At 74.0% G+C, this 18,795-nt stretch carries 17 protein-coding genes and 1 pseudogene; 12 read left to right on the top strand and 6 right to left on the bottom strand.

The annotated features are described in order from the left end of the window. The 3 genes from grpE to LWC35_RS36655 form a co-directional block, all read left to right on the top strand. Positions 1–664 (top strand): nucleotide exchange factor GrpE (gene grpE, locus LWC35_RS36665; protein ID WP_269805418.1); only part of this gene is annotated, 664 nt, incomplete at its 5' end. 49 nt (positions 665–713) lie between these two features. After that, complete coding sequence (dnaJ, locus tag LWC35_RS36660) at positions 714–1,922, top strand: molecular chaperone DnaJ (RefSeq protein ID WP_232875104.1); 1,209 nt, start codon at positions 714–716, stop codon at positions 1,920–1,922. A gap of 16 nt (positions 1,923–1,938) precedes the next feature. Next, a complete protein-coding gene (locus LWC35_RS36655) occupies positions 1,939–2,415 on the top strand; it encodes a heat shock protein transcriptional repressor HspR (RefSeq protein WP_232875103.1) in 477 nt (158 codons plus the stop codon). 38 nt (positions 2,416–2,453) lie between these two features. On the opposite strand, the gene LWC35_RS36650 is transcribed toward LWC35_RS36655, so the two are convergent. After that, positions 2,454–2,930: a hypothetical protein gene (locus LWC35_RS36650; RefSeq protein ID WP_232875102.1), complete on the bottom strand. Its 477-nt coding sequence runs from the start codon at positions 2,928–2,930 to the stop codon at positions 2,454–2,456. Between the two features lie 185 nt (positions 2,931–3,115). Here LWC35_RS36650 and clpB point away from each other — a divergent pair, with 185 nt between their 5' ends. The 7 genes from clpB (at position 3,116) to pyrE (ending at position 9,706) form a co-directional block, all read left to right on the top strand. Continuing rightward, the gene (gene clpB / locus LWC35_RS36645; RefSeq protein ID WP_232875101.1) at positions 3,116–5,728 is read left to right on the top strand and encodes an ATP-dependent chaperone ClpB; all 2,613 of its coding nucleotides are present in this window, start codon (positions 3,116–3,118) and stop codon (positions 5,726–5,728) included. 75 nt (positions 5,729–5,803) lie between these two features. Beyond that, the gene (locus LWC35_RS36640) at positions 5,804–6,175 is read left to right on the top strand and encodes a YbaB/EbfC family nucleoid-associated protein (protein WP_232875100.1); all 372 of its coding nucleotides are present in this window, start codon (positions 5,804–5,806) and stop codon (positions 6,173–6,175) included. Next, positions 6,172–6,540 (top strand): hypothetical protein, encoded by a 369-nt coding sequence (locus tag LWC35_RS36635; RefSeq protein ID WP_232875099.1) that lies wholly within the window; start codon positions 6,172–6,174, stop codon positions 6,538–6,540. The genes LWC35_RS36640 and LWC35_RS36635 overlap by 4 nt, the downstream gene beginning before the upstream one ends. Before the next feature lie 152 nt (positions 6,541–6,692). Further along, positions 6,693–7,502, top strand: a complete 810-nt coding sequence (locus tag LWC35_RS36630; RefSeq protein ID WP_232875098.1) for a hypothetical protein — start codon at positions 6,693–6,695, stop codon at positions 7,500–7,502. Between the two features lie 124 nt (positions 7,503–7,626). Further along, a complete protein-coding gene (locus tag LWC35_RS36625; RefSeq protein WP_232875097.1) occupies positions 7,627–8,304 on the top strand; it encodes a TtfA family protein in 678 nt (225 codons plus the stop codon). A gap of 32 nt (positions 8,305–8,336) precedes the next feature. After that, positions 8,337–9,107 (top strand): SDR family NAD(P)-dependent oxidoreductase, encoded by a 771-nt coding sequence (locus LWC35_RS36620; protein ID WP_232875096.1) that lies wholly within the window; start codon positions 8,337–8,339, stop codon positions 9,105–9,107. Between the two features lie 14 nt (positions 9,108–9,121). After that, a complete protein-coding gene (pyrE, locus tag LWC35_RS36615; protein WP_232875095.1) occupies positions 9,122–9,706 on the top strand; it encodes an orotate phosphoribosyltransferase in 585 nt (194 codons plus the stop codon). Positions 9,707–9,794: 88 nt separating this feature from the next. Here pyrE and LWC35_RS36610 read toward each other — a convergent pair whose 3' ends face one another. From LWC35_RS36610 to LWC35_RS36600, 3 genes are all read right to left on the bottom strand, one after another. After that, the gene (locus LWC35_RS36610; protein WP_232875094.1) at positions 9,795–10,820 is read right to left on the bottom strand and encodes a hypothetical protein; all 1,026 of its coding nucleotides are present in this window, start codon (positions 10,818–10,820) and stop codon (positions 9,795–9,797) included. Beyond that, positions 10,820–12,145, bottom strand: coding sequence for a DUF4142 domain-containing protein (locus tag LWC35_RS36605; RefSeq protein WP_232875093.1), 1,326 nt, complete (start codon positions 12,143–12,145; stop codon positions 10,820–10,822). The genes LWC35_RS36610 and LWC35_RS36605 overlap by 1 nt, the downstream gene beginning before the upstream one ends. Before the next feature lie 158 nt (positions 12,146–12,303). Next, positions 12,304–13,638 (bottom strand): ferredoxin reductase family protein, encoded by a 1,335-nt coding sequence (locus LWC35_RS36600; protein ID WP_232875092.1) that lies wholly within the window; start codon positions 13,636–13,638, stop codon positions 12,304–12,306. Positions 13,639–14,072: 434 nt separating this feature from the next. Between LWC35_RS36600 and LWC35_RS36595 the strand changes: the two genes are divergently transcribed. After that, the gene (locus LWC35_RS36595) at positions 14,073–14,768 is read left to right on the top strand and encodes a hypothetical protein (protein ID WP_232875091.1); all 696 of its coding nucleotides are present in this window, start codon (positions 14,073–14,075) and stop codon (positions 14,766–14,768) included. Further along, complete coding sequence (locus LWC35_RS36590) at positions 14,765–17,209, top strand: AAA family ATPase (RefSeq protein ID WP_232875090.1); 2,445 nt, start codon at positions 14,765–14,767, stop codon at positions 17,207–17,209. The genes LWC35_RS36595 and LWC35_RS36590 overlap by 4 nt, the downstream gene beginning before the upstream one ends. A gap of 113 nt (positions 17,210–17,322) precedes the next feature. Here LWC35_RS36590 and LWC35_RS36585 read toward each other — a convergent pair whose 3' ends face one another. Together LWC35_RS36585 and LWC35_RS36580 are read right to left on the bottom strand one after the other, a co-directional pair. Continuing rightward, positions 17,323–18,348 (bottom strand): NAD(P)-dependent alcohol dehydrogenase, encoded by a 1,026-nt coding sequence (locus LWC35_RS36585; RefSeq protein WP_232875089.1) that lies wholly within the window; start codon positions 18,346–18,348, stop codon positions 17,323–17,325. Further along, positions 18,345–18,795 (bottom strand): annotated as a pseudogene (locus tag LWC35_RS36580) (metal-sulfur cluster biosynthetic enzyme); the annotation flags it as partial. The pseudogene LWC35_RS36580 and the gene LWC35_RS36585, both read right to left, overlap by 4 nt.

The raw sequence follows: 18,795 nt of genomic DNA, 5'->3' as shown, positions 1-18,795 counted from the left end.
CGCCCGGCGCCGGATCGACCCCCTGCCGGGCGTGGTCCGGTCCCCGGCCGGGGCCGGCAGCCAGCAGGCTGCCGGCGCCCCGGCCGGGGCCGCCCCCGATGACGAGCCCGAGCCCGGGATCGAGTTCGACGACCCCCGGATCGCCGACCTGGAGAAGCAGCTCGAGGAGCGCACGGCGGACCTGCAGCGCGTCACGGCCGAGTACGCCAACTACCGGCGCCGGGTGGACCGGGACCGGGAGGGCGTGATCGTCGCCGCGCGCGTGTCGTTCGTGTCCGACCTGCTCACGGTGCTCGACGACATCGAGCGCGCCGAGCAGCACGGCGACCTGAACGGCCCGTTCAAGTCGGTGGCGGACAAGGTCGTCGGCGTGGCGACCCGCCTCGGGCTGGAGGCTTTCGGGGCGGAGGGCGAGCTGTTCGACCCGGCGCTGCACGAGGCCGTCCAGCACGAGCCGGCCGAGGCCCCCGGGCCCACGGTCACCGTGCTGACCACCGTGCTGCGGCGCGGCTTCCGCATGGCGGACCGCGTGCTGCGGCCCGCGATGGTCACCGTCGCCGACCGGCCCGAGTCCGAGGTGCCGGCCGCGGCCGAGGTGCCGGACGCGCCCGCGGGCGAGCCGGGCCCGGTGCCGTCGCCGGACGAGCCGACGAACCCGGCCTGAGCCGGGCGTCCGGACTCCACTTCAGACACACGTACCGGAAGGAGGCGGGATGACCCAGCGCGACTGGATCGAGAAGGATTTCTACCGTGAGCTGGGCGTCTCGTCCTCGGCGTCGGACTCGGAGATCAAGAAGGCGTACCGCAAGCTCGCCCGCGAGCTGCACCCGGACGCCAACCCGGGGGACGCCGCGGCCGAGACCCGGTTCAAGGCCGTCTCCGAGGCCTACGGCGTGCTCTCCGACCCGGAGAAGCGCAAGGAGTACGACGAGACCCGCAAGCTGTTCGCCGGCGGCGGGTTCTCCGGTGGCTTCCCGGGTGGCCAGGGCTTCCCGGGCGGGTTCTCCGGCCAGGGCGGCGCTCAGGGCTTCGACCTGGGAGACCTGTTCGGCCAGGGGGCCGGCTCGGGGGGCGCCGGTGGTCTCGGCGACCTCTTCGGCAACCTGTTCGGCGGCCGGGGCGGCGGCTCCGCGCCCGGCGGCTTCTCCGGCGGGCAGCGCCCGCAGCAGGGGGCCGACGTCGAGAGCAGGCTGACCATCCCGTTCGAGGACGCGGTGCGCGGCACCACGATGACGCTGAACATCTCCTCGCCCGGGACCTGCGACACCTGCCACGGCTCCGGGGCGAAGCCCGGCACCGGCTCCCACACCTGTCCGATCTGCGGCGGTGCGGGCGTGGTCAGCCGCAGCCAGGGGGCGTTCGCGTTCTCCGAGCCGTGCCGTGACTGCCGCGGCACCGGCCGGGTCGTCGACGAGCCCTGCCCCGAGTGCGGGGGCGACGGTGTGAGCACCAAGGTGCGCACGCTCACCGTCCGCGTTCCGGCGGGGGTCGACGACGGGCAGCGCATCCGGCTGGCCGGCAAGGGCGAGCCGGGCCGCTACGGCGGCCCGCCCGGCGACCTCTACGTGCGGATGAGCGTCACGCCGCACCGGGTCTTCGGGCGCTCCCCGAAGAACCCGAACGACCTCACCCTGAAGGTGCCGGTGACCTTCCCCGAGCTCGTGCAGGGTGCGACGCTGACCGTGCCGACGCTCGACTCCACGGTGTCGCTCAAGATCCCGGCGGGGACCCAGAGCGGCCGGACCTTCCGGGTCCGCGGGCGCGGCGTGCAGGCGAAGAAGGGCGCCGGCGACCTCCTCGTCACCGTCGAGGTCGCGGTCCCGCAGCGGCTCGACGAGGCCGCGGCCACGGCGCTGCAGGAGTACGCGGACGCGACGAAGGCGTACGACCCGCGGGCGGAGCTGCTCGCGGGCGACCGGTGAGATGAGGTGAGGGGACATGCCGGACCGTGAGGCGGGCCGCGGCCCCGAGAGCGCCCTCCCGCCCGGCGCGGGACAGGACACCCCGGTCTTCGTCATCTCCATCGCCGCCGAGCTGTCGGGCCTGCACGCGCAGACCCTGCGCAGCTACGACCGGCTCGGGCTGGTGAGCCCGGGCCGGTCCCCCGGCGGCGGCCGGCGCTACTCGGCCCGTGACATCGCGCTGCTCCGCGAGGTGCAGCGGCTCTCCCAGGAGGAGGGCGTGAACCTCGCCGGGGTCAAGCGGATCATCGAGCTGGAGCAGCTGGTCGACCAGCTGCGCTCCCGGGTCGAGGAGCTGACCGAGGAGCTGGCGGCCGCGCACGCGGCGGCCGAGCAGGCGGCGGCGATGGTGCACCAGAGCTACCGACGTGACCTGGTCCCGACCGAACGCGGCGCTCAGGTCGTGGTGTGGCAGCCGCGGGCCCCGCGCCGCCGTTCCGACCCGCAGGACTGAGAACCGTGTGCCGGACCCCGTACCGAGCGGTGCGGGGTTCAGCCGTTCTCGGGCGCGCCCTCGCGGGTCGCCTCGATCTCCCGCTCGACGTCCGCGTACGGGCGCCGGGCCAGGGTCGCACCCGGCAGCTTCGCCTCGAGCAGGCCGGGGTCCGGCTCGTCGACGTCGGCGATCACGGCCGTCCCGCCCGCCGGCACCGTCCGCGCGAGGTGCCCGATCGCGAGCTCCTCCGGGCTCTGCTCGGTGGCGCCGTACAGGGAGACCAGCTGGTTGCCGAACAGCAGGGTGTCGATCGGCCCGAGCAGCAGGGTCACCAGCGCGCCCAGCCGCGGGTGCCGCTCGGCGAAGGACAGCGCGTCGCCGGCCTCGTGGTCGAGGGAGAGGTGCCCCTCGGCGTCGCGGTGCACGGTCGCCGCGGCCCGCAGCTCCAGCGAGCCCGCGTCGTGGAGCCCGCCGAGCACGTCGAGCACCTCCCGGGGCTCGGCACCGGTCACCACCACGACGTTCTCTGCCATGCGGTGCACGCTAGCGCGCCGATCACGGACGCGCCGCGACCGCGACGCCGCCGCGGCGCGGACCCGGGGCGCGATGCGTAGACTTTCTCCGCGTTGAGCGGAACAGACTCAACTTTCCTGCCGTTGAGCACAACGAGAGGGCACGGAACGTGCCCGGAGACCGCACGATCCGAGGAGACACGGGGATGGATTCCTTCAACCCCACCACCAAGACCCAGCAGGCGATCTCGGCCGCCGTACAGGCCGCCGCGCTGGCCGGCAACCCGGACGTCGGTCCCACCCACCTGCTCGGCGCCTTGCTGGCCCAGGGGGACGGGATCGCCGCTCCGCTGCTCGCCGCCGTCGGTGCCGACGCGGCCGCCGTCCGCACCGAGCTGACCCAGCTCGGCAACCGGCTGCCGTCGGCCTCCGGGTCCACGGTGGCCGCACCCCAGCTGAACCGCGAGGCCCTGGGCGCGATCACCGCCGCCCAGCAGCTCGCCACCGAGATGGGCGACGAGTACGTCTCCACCGAGCACCTCCTCGTCGGCCTGGCCGACAAGGGCGGCCCGGTGAGCCAGCTGCTGCGCCGGCACGGCGCCACCCCCGAGGCGCTGCGCGAGGCCTTCGGCAAGGTCCGCGGCTCGTCCCGGGTCACCAGCCCCGATCCCGAGGGCACCTACCAGGCGCTGGAGAAGTACGGCCAGGACCTGACCGCGCGGGCCCGCGAGGGCAAGCTCGACCCGGTCATCGGGCGGGACACCGAGATCCGCCGCGTGGTGCAGGTGCTGTCCCGGCGCACCAAGAACAACCCGGTCCTGATCGGCGAGCCGGGCGTCGGCAAGACCGCGATCGTCGAGGGCCTGGCCCAGCGGATCGTGGCGGGCGACGTCCCGGAGTCGTTGCGCGGCAAGCGCGTCGTGGCGCTGGACCTGGGGTCGATGGTCGCCGGCGCGAAGTACCGCGGCGAGTTCGAGGAGCGGCTCAAGGCCGTCCTGAAGGAGATCACGGACTCCGCCGGTGAGGTCATCACCTTCATCGACGAGCTGCACACCATCGTCGGCGCCGGGGCGACCGGCGAGGGCGCGATGGACGCCGGCAACATGATCAAGCCGATGCTCGCCCGCGGCGAGCTGCGGATGGTCGGCGCCACGACGCTCGACGAGTACCGCCAGCACATCGAGAAGGACCCGGCCCTGGAGCGCCGCTTCCAGCAGGTGCTGGTGGGCGAGCCGAGCGTCGAGGACACCGTCGGCATCCTGCGCGGGCTCAAGGAGCGCTACGAGGTGCACCACGGTGTGCGGATCACCGACGCCGCCCTGGTCGCCGCGGCCACGCTCTCGGACCGCTACATCACGGCCCGGTTCCTCCCGGACAAGGCCATCGACCTGGTCGACGAGGCCGCGTCCCGGCTCCGCATGGAGATCGACTCCCGGCCCGTCGAGATCGACACCGTCGAGCGCTCCGTGCGCCGGCTGGAGATCGAGGAGATGGCGCTGGCCAAGGAGTCGGACGAGGCGTCGAAGGAGCGGCTCTCGGCCCTGCGCGCCGAGCTCGCCGAGAAGCGCGAGGAGCTCTCCGCGCTGACCGCGCGCTGGCAGAACGAGAAGACGGCGATCGAGGCGACCCGTGAGCTCAAGGAGCAGCTCGAGCAGCTGAAGGGCGAGTCGGAGCGCGCCGAGCGCGACGGCGACCTCGGCCGTGCCGCCGAGCTGCGCTACGGCCGCATCCCGCAGCTGGAGAAGGAGCTCGCGGAGAAGACCGCCGTGGTGGAGCGCCACGAGGAGGTCATGCTCAAGGAGGAGGTCGGGCCGGACGACGTCGCGGACGTCGTGAGCGCCTGGACCGGCATCCCCGCCGGGCGGATGCTCGAGGGCGAGACCGCCAAGCTCCTGCGCATGGAGGACGAGCTGGGCCACCGGGTGGTGGGCCAGACCGAGGCCGTGCGCGCCGTGTCCGACGCGGTGCGCCGGGCGCGGGCCGGCATCGCGGACGAGAACCGGCCCACCGGGTCGTTCCTGTTCCTCGGGCCCACCGGCGTCGGGAAGACCGAGCTCGCCAAGGCGCTCGCCGAGTTCCTGTTCGACGACGAGCGGGCCATGGTCCGCATCGACATGAGCGAGTACTCGGAGAAGCACTCCGTGGCCCGGCTCGTCGGGGCCCCTCCCGGCTACGTCGGTTACGACCAGGGCGGCCAGCTCACCGAGGCCGTGCGGCGCCGCCCCTACACGGTGGTGCTGCTCGACGAGGTGGAGAAGGCCCACCCGGACGTCTTCGACACGCTCCTGCAGGTGCTCGACGACGGACGGCTGACGGACGGCCAGGGCCGGACCGTCGACTTCCGGAACACGATCCTGGTGCTGACCTCCAACCTGGGCAGCCAGGCGATCGCGAACCCGGTGCTCGACGACCAGGGCCGCAAGGACGCCGTCATGGCGGTGGTGCGCGGGCACTTCAAGCCCGAGTTCCTCAACCGGCTCGACGACGTGGTGGTCTTCCACGCGCTGTCCACCGAGGAGCTCACGCACATCGTCGACATCCAGCTCGACGTGCTGCGGCAGCGGCTGGCCAGGCGTCGGCTCACCCTCGAGGTGTCCGACGGCGCCCGCGAGTGGCTGGCGATGAACGGGTTCGACCCGGTCTTCGGCGCCCGCCCGCTGCGCCGGCTGGTGCAGTCCGCGATCGGTGACCAGCTCGCCAAGGAGCTGCTGTCGGGCGCGGTGCGCGAGGGCGACACCGTGCGCGTCGACCTCGACCCGACGGCCGAGGGCGGCACCGGCGGCCTGATCGTCGGGCGGGGCGTGCCCGCCTCCGTCTGAGGACGTCGTTGACGATCGTGAAGTGATCGTCCGAAGCGCCGTGGGCGCGGACCGTGATCCCTACGGTCCGCGCCCATGAGTGTTCTCGGCAGCAGTGTTCCCCAGAGCGGTGTACTCGGCAGCGGTGTATTCGGCAGCGGTGTCCTGGGCGACGGGCAGGCCTGGCTCGCCGACTACCGGCACCGGATCGAGGAGCTGCGGGGGCGGGCCGAACGCGCGCAGGACGAGATCGCGGGCCTGACCGCGACCGCCGTGAGCGCCGACGGCGCCGTCCGGGCCACGGTGGACAGCACCGGTGCGCTGACCGGGCTGACCTTCGGTCCGGCGGCGGACGGTCTGGGCCGCAGCGCCCTGGCCGAGCTCGTCGTGACGACGGCGGCGGACGCCACCGCCGAGGTCTCCCGGCGGGCGACGGCCGCCCTCGGCCCACTGCTGGAGCAGCAGTGAGCGGCGTGGCCGGTGCGGGTCGTGCCGGGGGTGCGGGCCCCGGCGGCGGGATGGTCGGCGGCTTCGCGGTGGACCCGGCGGTGCTGGCGGCGCACGCCGCCGCGCTCGAGGCGGCCGAGCGGCGGCTCGCCGGCGGCGCGCCCGGCCCGGCGGTCCCGTCGACGGACGCGTTCGGGCTGGTCGGAAGACTGTTCGCCGGCGCGGCGGGCGAGGCGGCGGGCGCCGGGCTGGCCGCGCTGGAGGCGGCGCGGCGGGGCCTGGTCGCGGCCGCGGCGGCGGCCCGGCAGGCGGGCGCGGCCTACCGGGAGGCGGACCTGGCCGCGGCGCTCGCGCTGGAGCGGGCGGCCGGGTCGGGCTCGCCGTGACCGCGCCGGGGGTCTCCGCCCGGACGCCCGGTTCCGGTCCAGCCCCGACACCCGTATCCGGCGACCCGCCGGCCCCGGTCCCCGCGCCGGCCTTCGTTCCCACCCCGGCCCAGGGGCCGGGGACGTTCGACGGTGCCGGCCTGGCGTCGAGCGTGACCGACCTCGCCGCCGCGGCCGGGGCGGACCGGCCCGATCCGGCCGCGCTGGCGTGGACCGCCGCGGGCGTCGGGCTCGACGCGCTCGGCTTCGTCGCGGACCCGTTCGGCGAGATCGCCACGGCGGGGATCGGCGCGCTGATCGAGCACGTCGGGTTCCTGCGCGAGCCCCTCGACCGGCTCGCGGGGAACCCGGCCGAGATCGCCGCGCGGGCCACGGACTGGCACCGCGGGGCGCAGGCCGTGGCGGCGGAGGCCGCCGCGCGGGGCCGCCCGGAGCTCGCGGGCTGGACGGGACCGGCGGCCGACGCCGCGCGTGTCGCGGCCGCCCGTGACGCGGCGGCGCTGGCCGGACTCGCCGCCGACTGCGCGGCCGTGGCGGACCGGCTGCTGGAGGCCGGGGCGACGATCGGGGCCGAGCGCGCGCTGATCCGCGACGCGGTCGCCGGCTTCCTCTGGGACCTCGCCCGCTGGGCGCTCGCGGCGATCGCCGGCGCCGGTGCCCTCACCCCGCTCGCCGTCGCGTCCGCGATCGGCGAGGCCGCGACGCTCGCCGCCCGGATCGCCGAGGGCGTGCGGGCCCTGCTCGCGTGGCTGGACGAGGCGCGGGCGGGCCTCGGCGCGCTGCTCGGATCACTCACGCAGGTCGCGCGGCGCTACGCCGTGCCCGTCGCGGGCCGGGCGCTGGAGCCCCTCGGCGGCGGGGCCGACGCGCTGCTCGGCCTGGGCCGCGACGCCGTCGTCGAGACCGGCAAGGAGGGCGCGAAGGCCGACGGTGTGCGCGCCGGGTGGGCGGCGGCGCCGTGAGCACCGTCCGATGTGCCGCCCGGGCCACCGCTCGGCGCCCGTCCGGCCACGTTCGACCGTCTTCCCCGGACGGGTGATCGTGGCGTTCCCGCACGTTCCGGGCGTGCGGCGCTAGGGTCGGCGTGTGGGTGTTCCGTCGTGGGTCTGGTTCGTGATCGCCGTGGTCGCGCTGCTCGCCGGCGCCGCGCTGCTCCTCGCCGACCGCCGGCGCGGCGGTGCCGGGGAGTCCGGGGTGCGCGACCGGAGGCGCTGGGCCGCCCTGCACGACTGGGAGTACCTCGACAGCGACCCGGTGCTGCCGAGCCGCTGGCGCTACGGGACCGTGCAGAACGGCGGTCCCGGCATCGCCCGCAACCTGGCCAGCGGCACCGTCCCGACCCCCGAGGGTGGCCGGCACGGGTTCCTCTTCGACCACGAGCAGCAGGGCCGGGTCAACGCCGTCGTGGTCGCCGTGCAGCTGCGCGAGGCCCTGCCCGCGGCCGTCGAGCTGCGGCTGCCGTCGGCCCCGCTCCCCGAGGCGGACGGGGCGGGGCTGGACCTGCTCGAGCCGGTGGGCGAGCGGTACTCCTTCGTCTCCGACGCCGAGGCGATCCGCCCGCTGCTCACCACCCGCGTCGCCGACGCCGCCGACGCGGTGGGCGACGACATCGAGCTGCTCTGGGCCGAGGACACCTGGGTCCTCGCCGCGGCGCCGGTCGACGTCTCGCCGGAGCGCGGGCAGGACCTGCTCGCCGACCTCGCCGAGGTCGCGACCGCCCTCGAGCACGCGCTCGACGGCACACGCCACACCACGGGCAGCTGAGCTCGGCCCTCGGGCCGACTAGTGTCGCCCGCGTGCCCTCCGTCCTGATCACCGGCGCCACCTCCGGCATCGGTGCCGCGTTCGCCGACCGGCTCGCCGCCGAGGGACGCGACCTCGTGCTCGTGGCCCGCACCGTCGAGCGCCTCGAGGAGGCGGCCGCGCGGTACCGCGAGTCTGGTGTCTCGGTGGAGGTCCTGCCTGCGGACCTGACCGCTCCCGACGAGCGCGCCCGCGTCGTCCGCCGGCTCGCCGACCCCGACCGCTCGCCGGTCGACATGCTGGTCAACAACGCCGGTATGGGCCAGCGCGGCAGCTTCCTCGCCACCTCGGCCGAGGACCTGCAGGTGCAGCACGACCTCAACGTCACCGCGGTCCTCCAACTGACCCGCGCGGTCGTGCCGGGGATGGTCGACCGGGGCCGCGGCGTGATCGTCAACGTGTCCAGCGTGGCCGGGTTCCTGCCGGGCAGCGGCTCGACCTACACCGCCGACAAGGCGTGGGTGACCGCGTTCACCGAGGGCGTCGCGGCCTCGCTGGCCGGAACCGGGGTGCGGGCGCTCGCGCTGTGTCCCGGGTTCGTGCGCACGGAGTTCCACGAGCGGGCCGGCATCGACGTCGGCGCGCGCACCGGGCCGCTGTGGCTCGACGCCGCCCGGGTGGTCGACGACTGCCTCGCCGACCTGGCCGACGGCCGCGTCGTGTCCGTCCCGAGCCTGCAGTACAAGGCGATCTCGTCGGTGGTGGGCGTGCTGCCGCGCCGCGTGGTCCGCCGGCTGGTCGCCACCTTCGACCGCGAACGCTGAGGAATGAGCGAGGGATGAGCACAGACACCGATCCCACCGACGACACCGACCGGCTGCGGCTGGCCGAGCTCGTGCGCGAGCACGGGGTCGTGCACGGGAAGGTCACGCTGTCCTCCGGCCGCGAGGCCGACTACTACGTCGACCTGCGCAGGGTCACGCTGCACCACGAGGCCGCGCCGCTGGTCGGCCGGCTGCTGCGGACGCTGACCGCGGACTGGGGGTACAGCGCCGTCGGCGGGCTGACCCTGGGTGCCGACCCGGTGGCCGATGCGGTGCTGCACGCCGCGGCGGCGGAGCGCGCCGCCGATCCCGGGGTGCCGCCGGTCGACGCGTTCGTGGTCCGCAAGTCGACCAAGGAGCACGGGCTGCAGCGGCTGATCGAGGGCCCGGACATCACGGGCCGGCCGGTGCTCGTCGTCGAGGACACCTCGACGACGGGCGGCTCGGTGCTGCAGGCCGTCCGCGCGGTGCGCGAGGCCGGCGCCACCGTCGTCGGTGTGGCCACCGTGGTCGACCGCGCCACCGGGGCCCGCGAAGCGATCGAGGCCGAGGGCGCACCGTACCGCGCGCTCCTCGGCCTCGCCGACCTGGGGCTCTAGACTCCCGACCCCGCCCGACCCGCCCCATTCCCGGCCGTCGTACCGGGTCTCCGGGTCCGCCGGGGGCCGGTGCCCGCCGCCGCCGGGGTCAGACGACCCGGATGCGGACCGAGTCGAAGGCCGGGGTCTGGTCGGCCCGCTCCATCATCGGGATGCGGTGCGAGCCGTCACCCGCCCACGAGCTGCACTGGGCGGTGCCCTTGGGCAGGCCGGTGACGTCGATGGACACCGTGCTCTCGCCCGCGCCGCCCTTGTTGTCCTGGGTGGCCACGAAGAAGGCCGGCTTGTCGCCCGGGGCGGGCGCCTGGTCGAGCGCGATCATCCGGCAGGCCGTGTGGAAGTGGCCGCGCTGGATGCCGTTGGCGTCGAGCAGCGAGCTCTCCAGGTAGTAGCCGCCCGCCGCGGCCCCGAGGAACCGGTCGCGCTTCAGGTTGCGGGTGGTCACGTCGATGCTGAAGGGCTGGTTCGCCTGCACCTGCTGCGGGAACTTCGTGATCAGCAGGGACGGGTTCTGGTTCGCGTCGCCCACCTCGCCGAACGCGGTGGAGACGCAGCGGTCGCCCTTCTGGAAGCCGTCGTGCGGGGGCAGGTTGCTCTTCGAGCAGTCGCGGGCGAGGACGTCCAGGCCGTTGATCTTCTCGCCGCCCGCGGCCTGACCGCCACCCTGGTCGCCCTGGCCGCCCTGGGCGGCCTGGCCGTTCCCGTTCGCCTTCCCGTTGCCCTGACCGTTGTCCTGGCCGTTGCGCGCGTTCGCGTTCGCCCGGTCGGCGCGGTTCTGCGCGCCGCGGTCCTGCTGCTGCGCGTCGGCGGGGGCGTCCGCGGTCGACGTCGCCGCGGCCTCCTCGGTGTCAGCGGTGTCCGCGGTGTCCGCGGTGTCCGTGCCGGCCGCGTCCTGCTGCTCCTGGTCGGCGACCGGCGCGGCGGCGTGCGCGCCGTGCCCGCTGCCGCCGGTGGAGATCCGGTCGGCGGCGGCGGCGTACCCGCAGGCCGTCGGGACGACGAGCATGGCGGCGGCCGCGGTGGTCAGCAGGACGCGTCGCAGACGGGTGGACCGGGCGGTGCGCCCGACGCGGGGGGTCTCGGGGGTGTCTGGGGTGTCGGTCCGGGTTGCCATCAGCGGGTCATTCCTCGGGTCGCGGATCGGGGGGAGCGGGCGGCCGGGTCGTACTCGTCGAACCGGTGGCCGCCGGTGTCGGTCGTGCGCGGCACGCGGTGGCCGCCGGTCGTGCCGGCCCGGTCGGAGCCGAGCAGGTCGTCGAAGCGGAACCCGCCGGAGTCGCCGCTGCGGCGGCGCCGGTGCGAGCCCGTGTCGGAGACGGAGGGGTAGCCGCCGGAGTCGCTGACGGCCGTCGCGGTGCCGGCGACCGGGTAGCCGCCGGAGTCGGCGGCGTTCCGCATCCGGTGCCCGCCCGTGTCGGCGCGGGCCGTGCGGTGGCTGCCGGTGTCGGCGCGGCGGAAGGCGCCCGAGTCGTCGACGCGGAAGCCGCCGGAGTCGTCGACGCGCAGGCCGCCGCTGTGCGAGCCCTGGGAGCCGCGCCGCCGGGCGCGGTGACCGCCGGTCGAGGTCGCGCCCGAGGGCTGTGCGGCGCCGCCCACCGGCAGCGGAGCCCGCCGGCCGCGTCTGCCCGACGACTCCTCCCGCGGCGACGGGATGGTGAGCACCGGTGCCGAGTGCAGGGCCGCGAGCTGGCTGCCCGTGGCGGGCCCGGCGGCGGCCGGTGCCTTCTTCTTCTTGCCGCGGCGCAGGGTGACCAGCAGGCCGATCGCGGCCGCCGCACAGGCCACGAAGACGATCGCCGGGACGATCATGTCGGCGGGCGACGTGGCCCCGCTCAGCAGGCCGGGCGAGGGCGCCGGGGGCAGCGCGGAGTAGTCGACGAGGCCGGTGGCCTCGAGCATCGCGATGTGCCCGGTGACGTACTGGAACGCGGTGTCGGCGAACTGGCGGACGAGCTCGTTGCGGGTACCGACCCGCACCTCCGCGATGACCGGCAGGACGATCCCGTGGGCCTGGCGGAGCAGCTGGACCGCGGTCTTGTCGTAGTCCGTGCCGGTCGTGTTCGTGATCTGGTTCATCCAGCCGATCTGCTGATCGGTGGCCCGGCTGGGCAGCTGCACGCCCAGCTTGTCCGAGACGTCGCGGTCGATCTGGTCGAGCACCGCGTGCTGCTCGGCGAGGTGCTGGCCGGTCTCGCGGACCTGCTGGTTGGTGGCCTGCTGGGTCATCTGCTGCCCGGTCGGCAGCTCCCACAGACCGGCCTGCCGGACCTTGATCAGCAGGTCGCGGTCGGCGGGCCCGAGCGGGCCCCACTGGGTCTGCTGCCAGCCGCCGGTGCCGGGCGCGGCGGACGTCCAGGACTGGAGGACGGACACCGTGACGGCGCCGAGGACGGCGACGAGCAGGACCCAGCGCACGGAGCGCGGGATGCGGTGCAACATCGGGGGACCTTTCGGGGAGCGGCCCGTGGGGAGCGGGTGCGTCCCGGCCTCGAGGGGAGCGGGGCCGGGCGGAGCGGAGCTTGCGGAGCGACCGTCAGCTCGGTGCGGGTGTGTCGTGACTCCGTCGGGCGGCACCGGCCGGCGGAGGGGTCGGGGGGTCAGGCCATGTCGAACTGCTCGGTGTGGATGTGGTCGTCGCGGACACCCATGACGGTCAGCGCGCCGTGCACGTCGGAGACCATCGAGGGCGGACCGCAGAGGAAGTAGTCGTTGCGCGCGCCCAGGTCGAGGGTGCGCAGGACGGTGCTCAGCAGCGCGACGTCGATCTCCCCGGTCGCCCCGGTCCAGGTCGCGGAGGGGCGCCGCAGGACCTCGGTGACCTCCAGGTCGAGGTAGTGCCGCAGCATCGCGAGCTCGTCGCGGAACAGCAGGTCGCCGGTGTCCCGCGCGACGTAGATCAACCGGTGGGGCCGCTGGTCGCCACGGTCGGCCGCGGTGCGCAGCATGCTCATCATCGGGGTGATACCCACGCCGCCGGCGATCAGGACCAACCCGGCGGCCGGGACGTCGTCGCAGGTGAACGAGCCGTACGGCCCGTCGACCCACACCGACTCGCCGGGCCGCAGGTCGCGCACGCCCGTGGCGAAGTCGCCGGTGCCGCGGATGGTGAACTCGGTGTACCGCGGATCGTGCGCGCTGCTGGCGATGGTGAACGGGTGTTCCTCCACCGCCGAGCGCTGCAGCCGCACCCAGGCGAACTGGCCGGGCGAGAACCGCAGGCCCTCGCCGCCCTCGCGCGGGGAGAGCACCAGCGTGGTCACGGTCGGGTTCTCGGCCCGCACCGCCTGCACGGTGAACTCGCCGCCGTCGAGCACCGCCCGGCCCCACCAGCGCATCGCGAACACGACGACGACGAGGATGCCGAGCGTGGCGAGGAGCGGGCCCATGACGGCGTCCGTGACGAGGTGCTGCAGCCAGAGCACGTGCAGCGCGGTGCCGCCGAGCACGAACACCGCGAGCATGAGGTGCAGCCAGCGCCAGACCTCGTAGCGCAGGTTGAACTTGCGCTTCCACACCGCCAGCACGACCAGCAGCCCGATCGACACGGTGGCGGCGACGGCCGCGCGGGCCCGGTTCGGCGCGGTCGGCACCATCAGCAGCGCGACCTGGGTGGGGTTGGCCGCGACGACGGCCCCCAGGTGCACCGCGATGAGGACCGCGGAGAGGATGCCGAGCTGGCGGTGCAGCCCGACGACCGTCTCGATGCCGAAGGCCCGGGTCAGTCCGCGCAGCCGGGAGGGCAGGGCGGCGGTACAGACGAGCGCGGACAGGGCCACCAGCCCGGTGACGGACGACAGCTGGCGCCACATGCCCATGGGCTCGGAGGTCAGCAGATGCACCAGCGCGGGACCGGCCAGCACCGCGAGCAGTGCCGTCACCCATGCCGTGCGGGCACCCGCCGCGGGGGCCTCCGAGACCGTCGTCCTGTCCACGGCGAGGGACGGTAGGCAACGCTCACCCGAGGGGTACGGAAGCTTAAGGGCCCGCCGGGCGACGGCGCCCGGCGCGGGCCCGGCGGTCGACGACGGGCGCGAAAATGATCCGAACGCCCCGACAATTGCTCCGAACGCCGAGCAACCCCCTCAGATTCGGGTCCCGGCTGCGCCGGACGGTCGCCGACCGCCACCGCTCGCAGACCGACCGTGTCCGCACGGCGCAGGGCGTGCGGGGCGCTCCCGGGAGCCGACCCCCTCACCTGCCGTTGACCCGTCGGCCCTAGCGTGACCCCGACGGCCACGGAGGTCACACTGCGGGCGGCGGGATACGCCTTCGCAACCTGAACGGCGCCTGAACGGTGCAGTGTCGGGGGCGCATCGTGCCGCATACTCGAAGGTCACGGAAGAGTCACGGTGGGGGAGGGGCTTCCATGGCAGGACGAGCGGGGCGCCGGGCACGGCGTGGACCCGCGCTGCTCGCGCCGGTACTGCTGGCGACGGGGTTGCTGGTCGCGCTCCTCGCCGGCTGCGGGGCGCCGTCCTGGACCTACGTCACCAACGCCGCCGACCGTACCTATCTCAAGGTGCCGACGTCGTGGAAGCAGGTCGACCCGGCACAGGTGGAGAGCCAGCTCGGCGTCGAGCCCGCAAAGGACTCCAGCCAGGGGGTGTGGATCGAGGCCTACGACTCCGACGCCCAGCCGTCGCTGAGCCACATCATCGGCGAGTCCGCCGACTCGCCCGCCATCCTGGTGACGGTCCAGGCCATCCCCGAGAAGTCGCGCGGGCAGATCTCGCTCGACACGGTCCGGGACTTCGTCTACCCCGTGTCCGACACGGCGCGGCAGACCATGCAGCTGGGCGGGCAGCAGAGCGGGCTGACCGGCTTCACCCTGCTCGGGGACCAGGTGCTCACCCCGGGCGACGGGATCCGCGGCGTGCACTCGGTGTACTCGTACCGGGTCAACGGTGGTGCGCCGCAGATCTTCGACCAGACCGGCTACCTCAACGACGACGCCAGCAAGCTGTACCTCGCGCTGGCCCGCTGCTCGGCCGACTGCTTCGAGAAGCGGCAGTCCGAGATCGACGGCGTCGTCACCTCGTTCACGGTTCGGGAGGGCCCATGACCATCACCGACGACCCGGTCGACCCCGGGGAGCCGGGCCGGCCGGAGGGTCCGCCGACCGAGCAGTCCGCGCACCACGAACCGCCGCCGGAGAAGTTCGAGCCGCGGCGGAGGAAGGCGTCGCTCTGGGACCGCGGCAAGCTGCTGCTGTTGTTCGTCGTCGCCTTCCTGGTGATCGTGTGGTCGCAGGTCGCGGACAACCCGCTGATCACCTTCTCCGACGCGTTCCGCATCGAGACCGTCGAGTCGCAGTGGCTGCTGTGGCTCGCCGGGCTGGAGCTGCTGCGCCAGATCCACTACTTCGTCTCGGAGCGGTGGTCGGCCTACCACGTCTTCTGGACGCGGAAGGTGTTCGGCGGCACCGACCGGGCGCTGAAGAAGCGGTTCTCGGACTGGACCCGCTTCCGGCTCGCCCGCGTGATCAAGATCGTGCTGCTGCTGGTGCTGGTCGCCCTCGTCGCCGGCGCGGCCCTGGGCACCTCGCCCTTCCTGGCGATCTTCCAGGCACCGGCGCTGATCTGGCAGGCGCTGCCGTTCATCCTGCAGCTGGCCTTCGCGTTCTTCTTCATCGCGTTCCAGTTCATCGGCCTGTTCTGGCTGCTGTCGCGCGGCGGCGTGGACACCTACTACCCGGACGACATCAAGACCCGGTTCGCCGACGTCTGGGGCCAGGACCACGTGGTCCAGCGGATCCGCGAGAACATCATGTTCCTGGAGAAGCCGGACGAGATCGAGGCCAAGGGCGGCTACGTCCCCGGCGGCATCCTGCTCTGGGGCCCTCCCGGCACCGGCAAGACGCTGATGGCCGAGGCCGTCGCGGGCGAGACCGGCAAGCCCTACGTCTTCGTCGACCCCGGCGCCTTCATCAACATGTTCATGGGCGTCGGCATCCTGAAGGTGAAGTCGCTGTTCCGGAAGCTGCGCAAGCTCTCGCTGCGCTACGGCGGCGTCATCGTCTTCTTCGACGAGGCCGACGCGCTGGGCAACCGCGGGTCGCTGGCGGTCACCGGCCCGGGCGGGGGTCCGCGCGGCTTCGCGCCGCCGCCCTTCCACGGCAGCGGCTGCCACGGCTTCTCCTACCTGTCCCGGGACACCCAGTCGATGCTGTTCCGCGAGTCCCTGCGGACCGACCTGGCCTCGGCGTCGCCGGTGGAGGAACCGCGCAGCCGCTTCGTCATGGGCGGCGCGATGGGTGGCGGTGGCGGGGGCGGCATGGGCACCCTCCAGGCGCTGCTCACCGAGCTCTCCGGCTTGAAGAAGCCCCGCGGCCTGCTCAACCGGTGGGGCCGGCGGGCGCTGGGCATGCGGCCGAAGCCGCCGCCCAAGTACCGGATCCTGGTCATGATGGCCACGAACATGCCGGAGTCGCTCGACGAGGCGCTGCTGCGGCCGGGCCGCATCGACCGGATCTACCGGGTGGGCTACCCGTCGAAGGCCGGCCGCATCCGCACCTACCAGGGCTACCTGGACAAGGTGCCGCACGAGATCACGGACGAGCAGCTCGACAAGCTCGCGACGATCACCCCGTACGCCACCGGCGCCACGATCAAGGACCTGGTCAACGAGGCCCTGATCACCGCGATCCGGGACGGCCGCGAGGTCATCACCTACCGCGACATGATGCGGGCCAAGCAGCTCAAGGAGCTCGGCCCGCCCGAGGACGTGGAGTACATCGAGCGCGAACGGCACGCCGTCGCCGTGCACGAGGGCTGCCACGCCGTCGTCGCCTTCCGGGTGCGGGAGCACATGGAGATCGACCTGGCGACGATCGAGAAGGGCAGCGACTACCTGGGCATGGTCGCGAGCATCCCGCCGGAGGACCAGTTCACCCGGTGGCGCTCGGAGTACGAGGCGGACATCCTCGTCTCCCTCGCCTCGCTGGCCGGCGAGCGGATGTTCTTCGACGGCGACAGCTCGTCGGGCGTGTCCGGCGACCTCGAGTCGGCGACCACCGTGGCCTCGTTCATGGAGGGCTTCTGGGGCATGGGGTCGACGGTCTCGTCGTACTCCTCGGCCCGTCGGCTCGAGGTCGGCGCCCCGGGCGGCGGCAAGGGCGTCCCGGGCAAGGACGGCAGCGCCGAGGAGGTCCTCCGCCGGGCGCTCGCCGACCGGATCGAGGACCACCTCGGCGGGCTGCTGGACAGGGCCGCGGAGATCCTCACCGAGAACCGCTCGTCGGTGCTCGCCATCGCGCACGCCCTCGAGACGCACAAGACGCTGACGGGCGAGGACGTCGAGGCGGTGCTGACCGGCCGGGAGGGCCCCACGGTCGACGGCCGCGTGTACGCCGACCCGGACTTCCTGGCCCAGCTCGAGGACTACCACGCCGCCGCGGCCGGGGCGCACCGCGCCCACGCGCCCGTCCGGCTGGCGCTGCCCGCGATCCGGGACCGGGAGGAGGGCAGCTCGGCGGCCGCGACGGTGCCGCCGGCGACCCCGTAACCCCGGCCCCTTCCGCCCCCGATAACGCATTCCGGGCGATCTGACGCGTTATGGAACCATAATGCGATCAATCCGGGTCGGAAATCGCAATATGGTTCCATAGTGCGGGCGGGTTACGGGACGAGGATGGCGCGCCCGCGGACCCGGCCGGCGTCGAGGTCGTCGATCGCCTGCTGGAAGTCGTCGAGCCCGTAGCGCTGGGTGTGCAGGGTGACCAGGCCCCGCGCGGCCAGCTCCATCAGGTCGCACAGGTCGTTGTAGCTGCCGACCAGGTTGCCCACGATGTTCTTCTCGGACGAGATCAGGTCGATCGTCGGGACGTCCACGTTCTCGCCGTACCCGACCACGTGGTAGTCGCCGGCCTGCTTGGTCATCCGGATGCCCTCGGCCGTGCTGCCGCCCTCGCCGACGAAGTCGACGACGACCTCCGCGCCGGCACCGCGGGTCAGCTCGAGGACGTGGTCGACGTGCCCGCCGTCGGCGACGACCCCGAGATCCGCGCCGATGGACTCGGCCAGCTTCACCGCGTCCGGGTTCCGGTCGACGACGACGATCCGGGCCGGCGTCGACGCCTTGAGCACCTGGATGCCGATGTGCCCGAGACCGCCGGCGCCGATCACCACGCAGGTGTCACGCGGGCCGAGGCGCCGGGCCGCCTTGGCCGCCGCGTGGTACGCGGTGAGGCCGGCGTCGGCGAGCGCGGCGACGTCGGCCGGCTCCAGCGCGTCGTCGAGCTTGACGACGCTGCGGGCCGAGGTCCGCAGGTACTCGGCGTACCCGCCGTTCGTGTCGATGCCGGGGAACTGGGACTGCGTGCAGTGCACGTCGTCGCCGGAGCGGCAGGCCCGGCAGAGCCCGCAGGTGATCAGCGGGTGCACGATCACCTTGTCGCCCTCGGCCACGTTGGTCACCGCGGAGCCGACCGCCGCCACCCAGCCCGCGTTCTCGTGGCCGATCGTGTACGGCAGCGTGACCTGCGACTTCTCGGCCCACTGCCCCTCGAGGATGTGCAGGTCGGTCCGGCACACCCCGGCGCCGCCGATCTTCACGACCACGTCGTACGGCTCGACGACCGTCGGCTCCGGGAGGTCGGTCATCTCGAGGTTGCGGTGGTACCCGACCACCTGGACGGCCCTCACGACGCGGTCTCCTTCAAGTCGTAACGGGTGGCCAGCAGGCCACGGCAGAAGTGGGCGTTGCCCTCGATCGAGATCCGGGTGGACCGCGCCAGGCGCAGCTGCAGCGGCAGCTCCACCTCCGGGTACGGCGTGCCGGTGTGGTCGACGAAGACCGGCAGGTCGTCGCCGGTCCGCAGCCCGATCGCGGCCCGGCGACGCAGGAGGGCGCGGGTGCCGTCGTCGAGCGGGAGGTCGCCGATCGTGACGCGACCCAGGTCCTCGACCGGGTGCCCGGCCCGGACCATCCGGGTCAGCACCCGTTCCATGGCGGCGGTGTGCGCCTTGCGCCGGAACGTGGTCCGCAGCTCCTCGAGGTCCTGCTCGGCCTCGTGGGCGAAGGTGCCGCGGTAGCCCGCGTCGGCGGCCAGTCCACGGTTGATGAGGTCGGAGTCGTGGGGGGGGGGGGCC

It is taken from the genome of Pseudonocardia kujensis, assembly GCF_021283305.1.
GTDB lineage: Bacteria > Actinomycetota > Actinomycetes > Mycobacteriales > Pseudonocardiaceae > Pseudonocardia > Pseudonocardia kujensis.
Note: the sequence above shows the minus strand (reverse complement) of the source record. Positions and strands in the feature narration are given on the sequence as shown.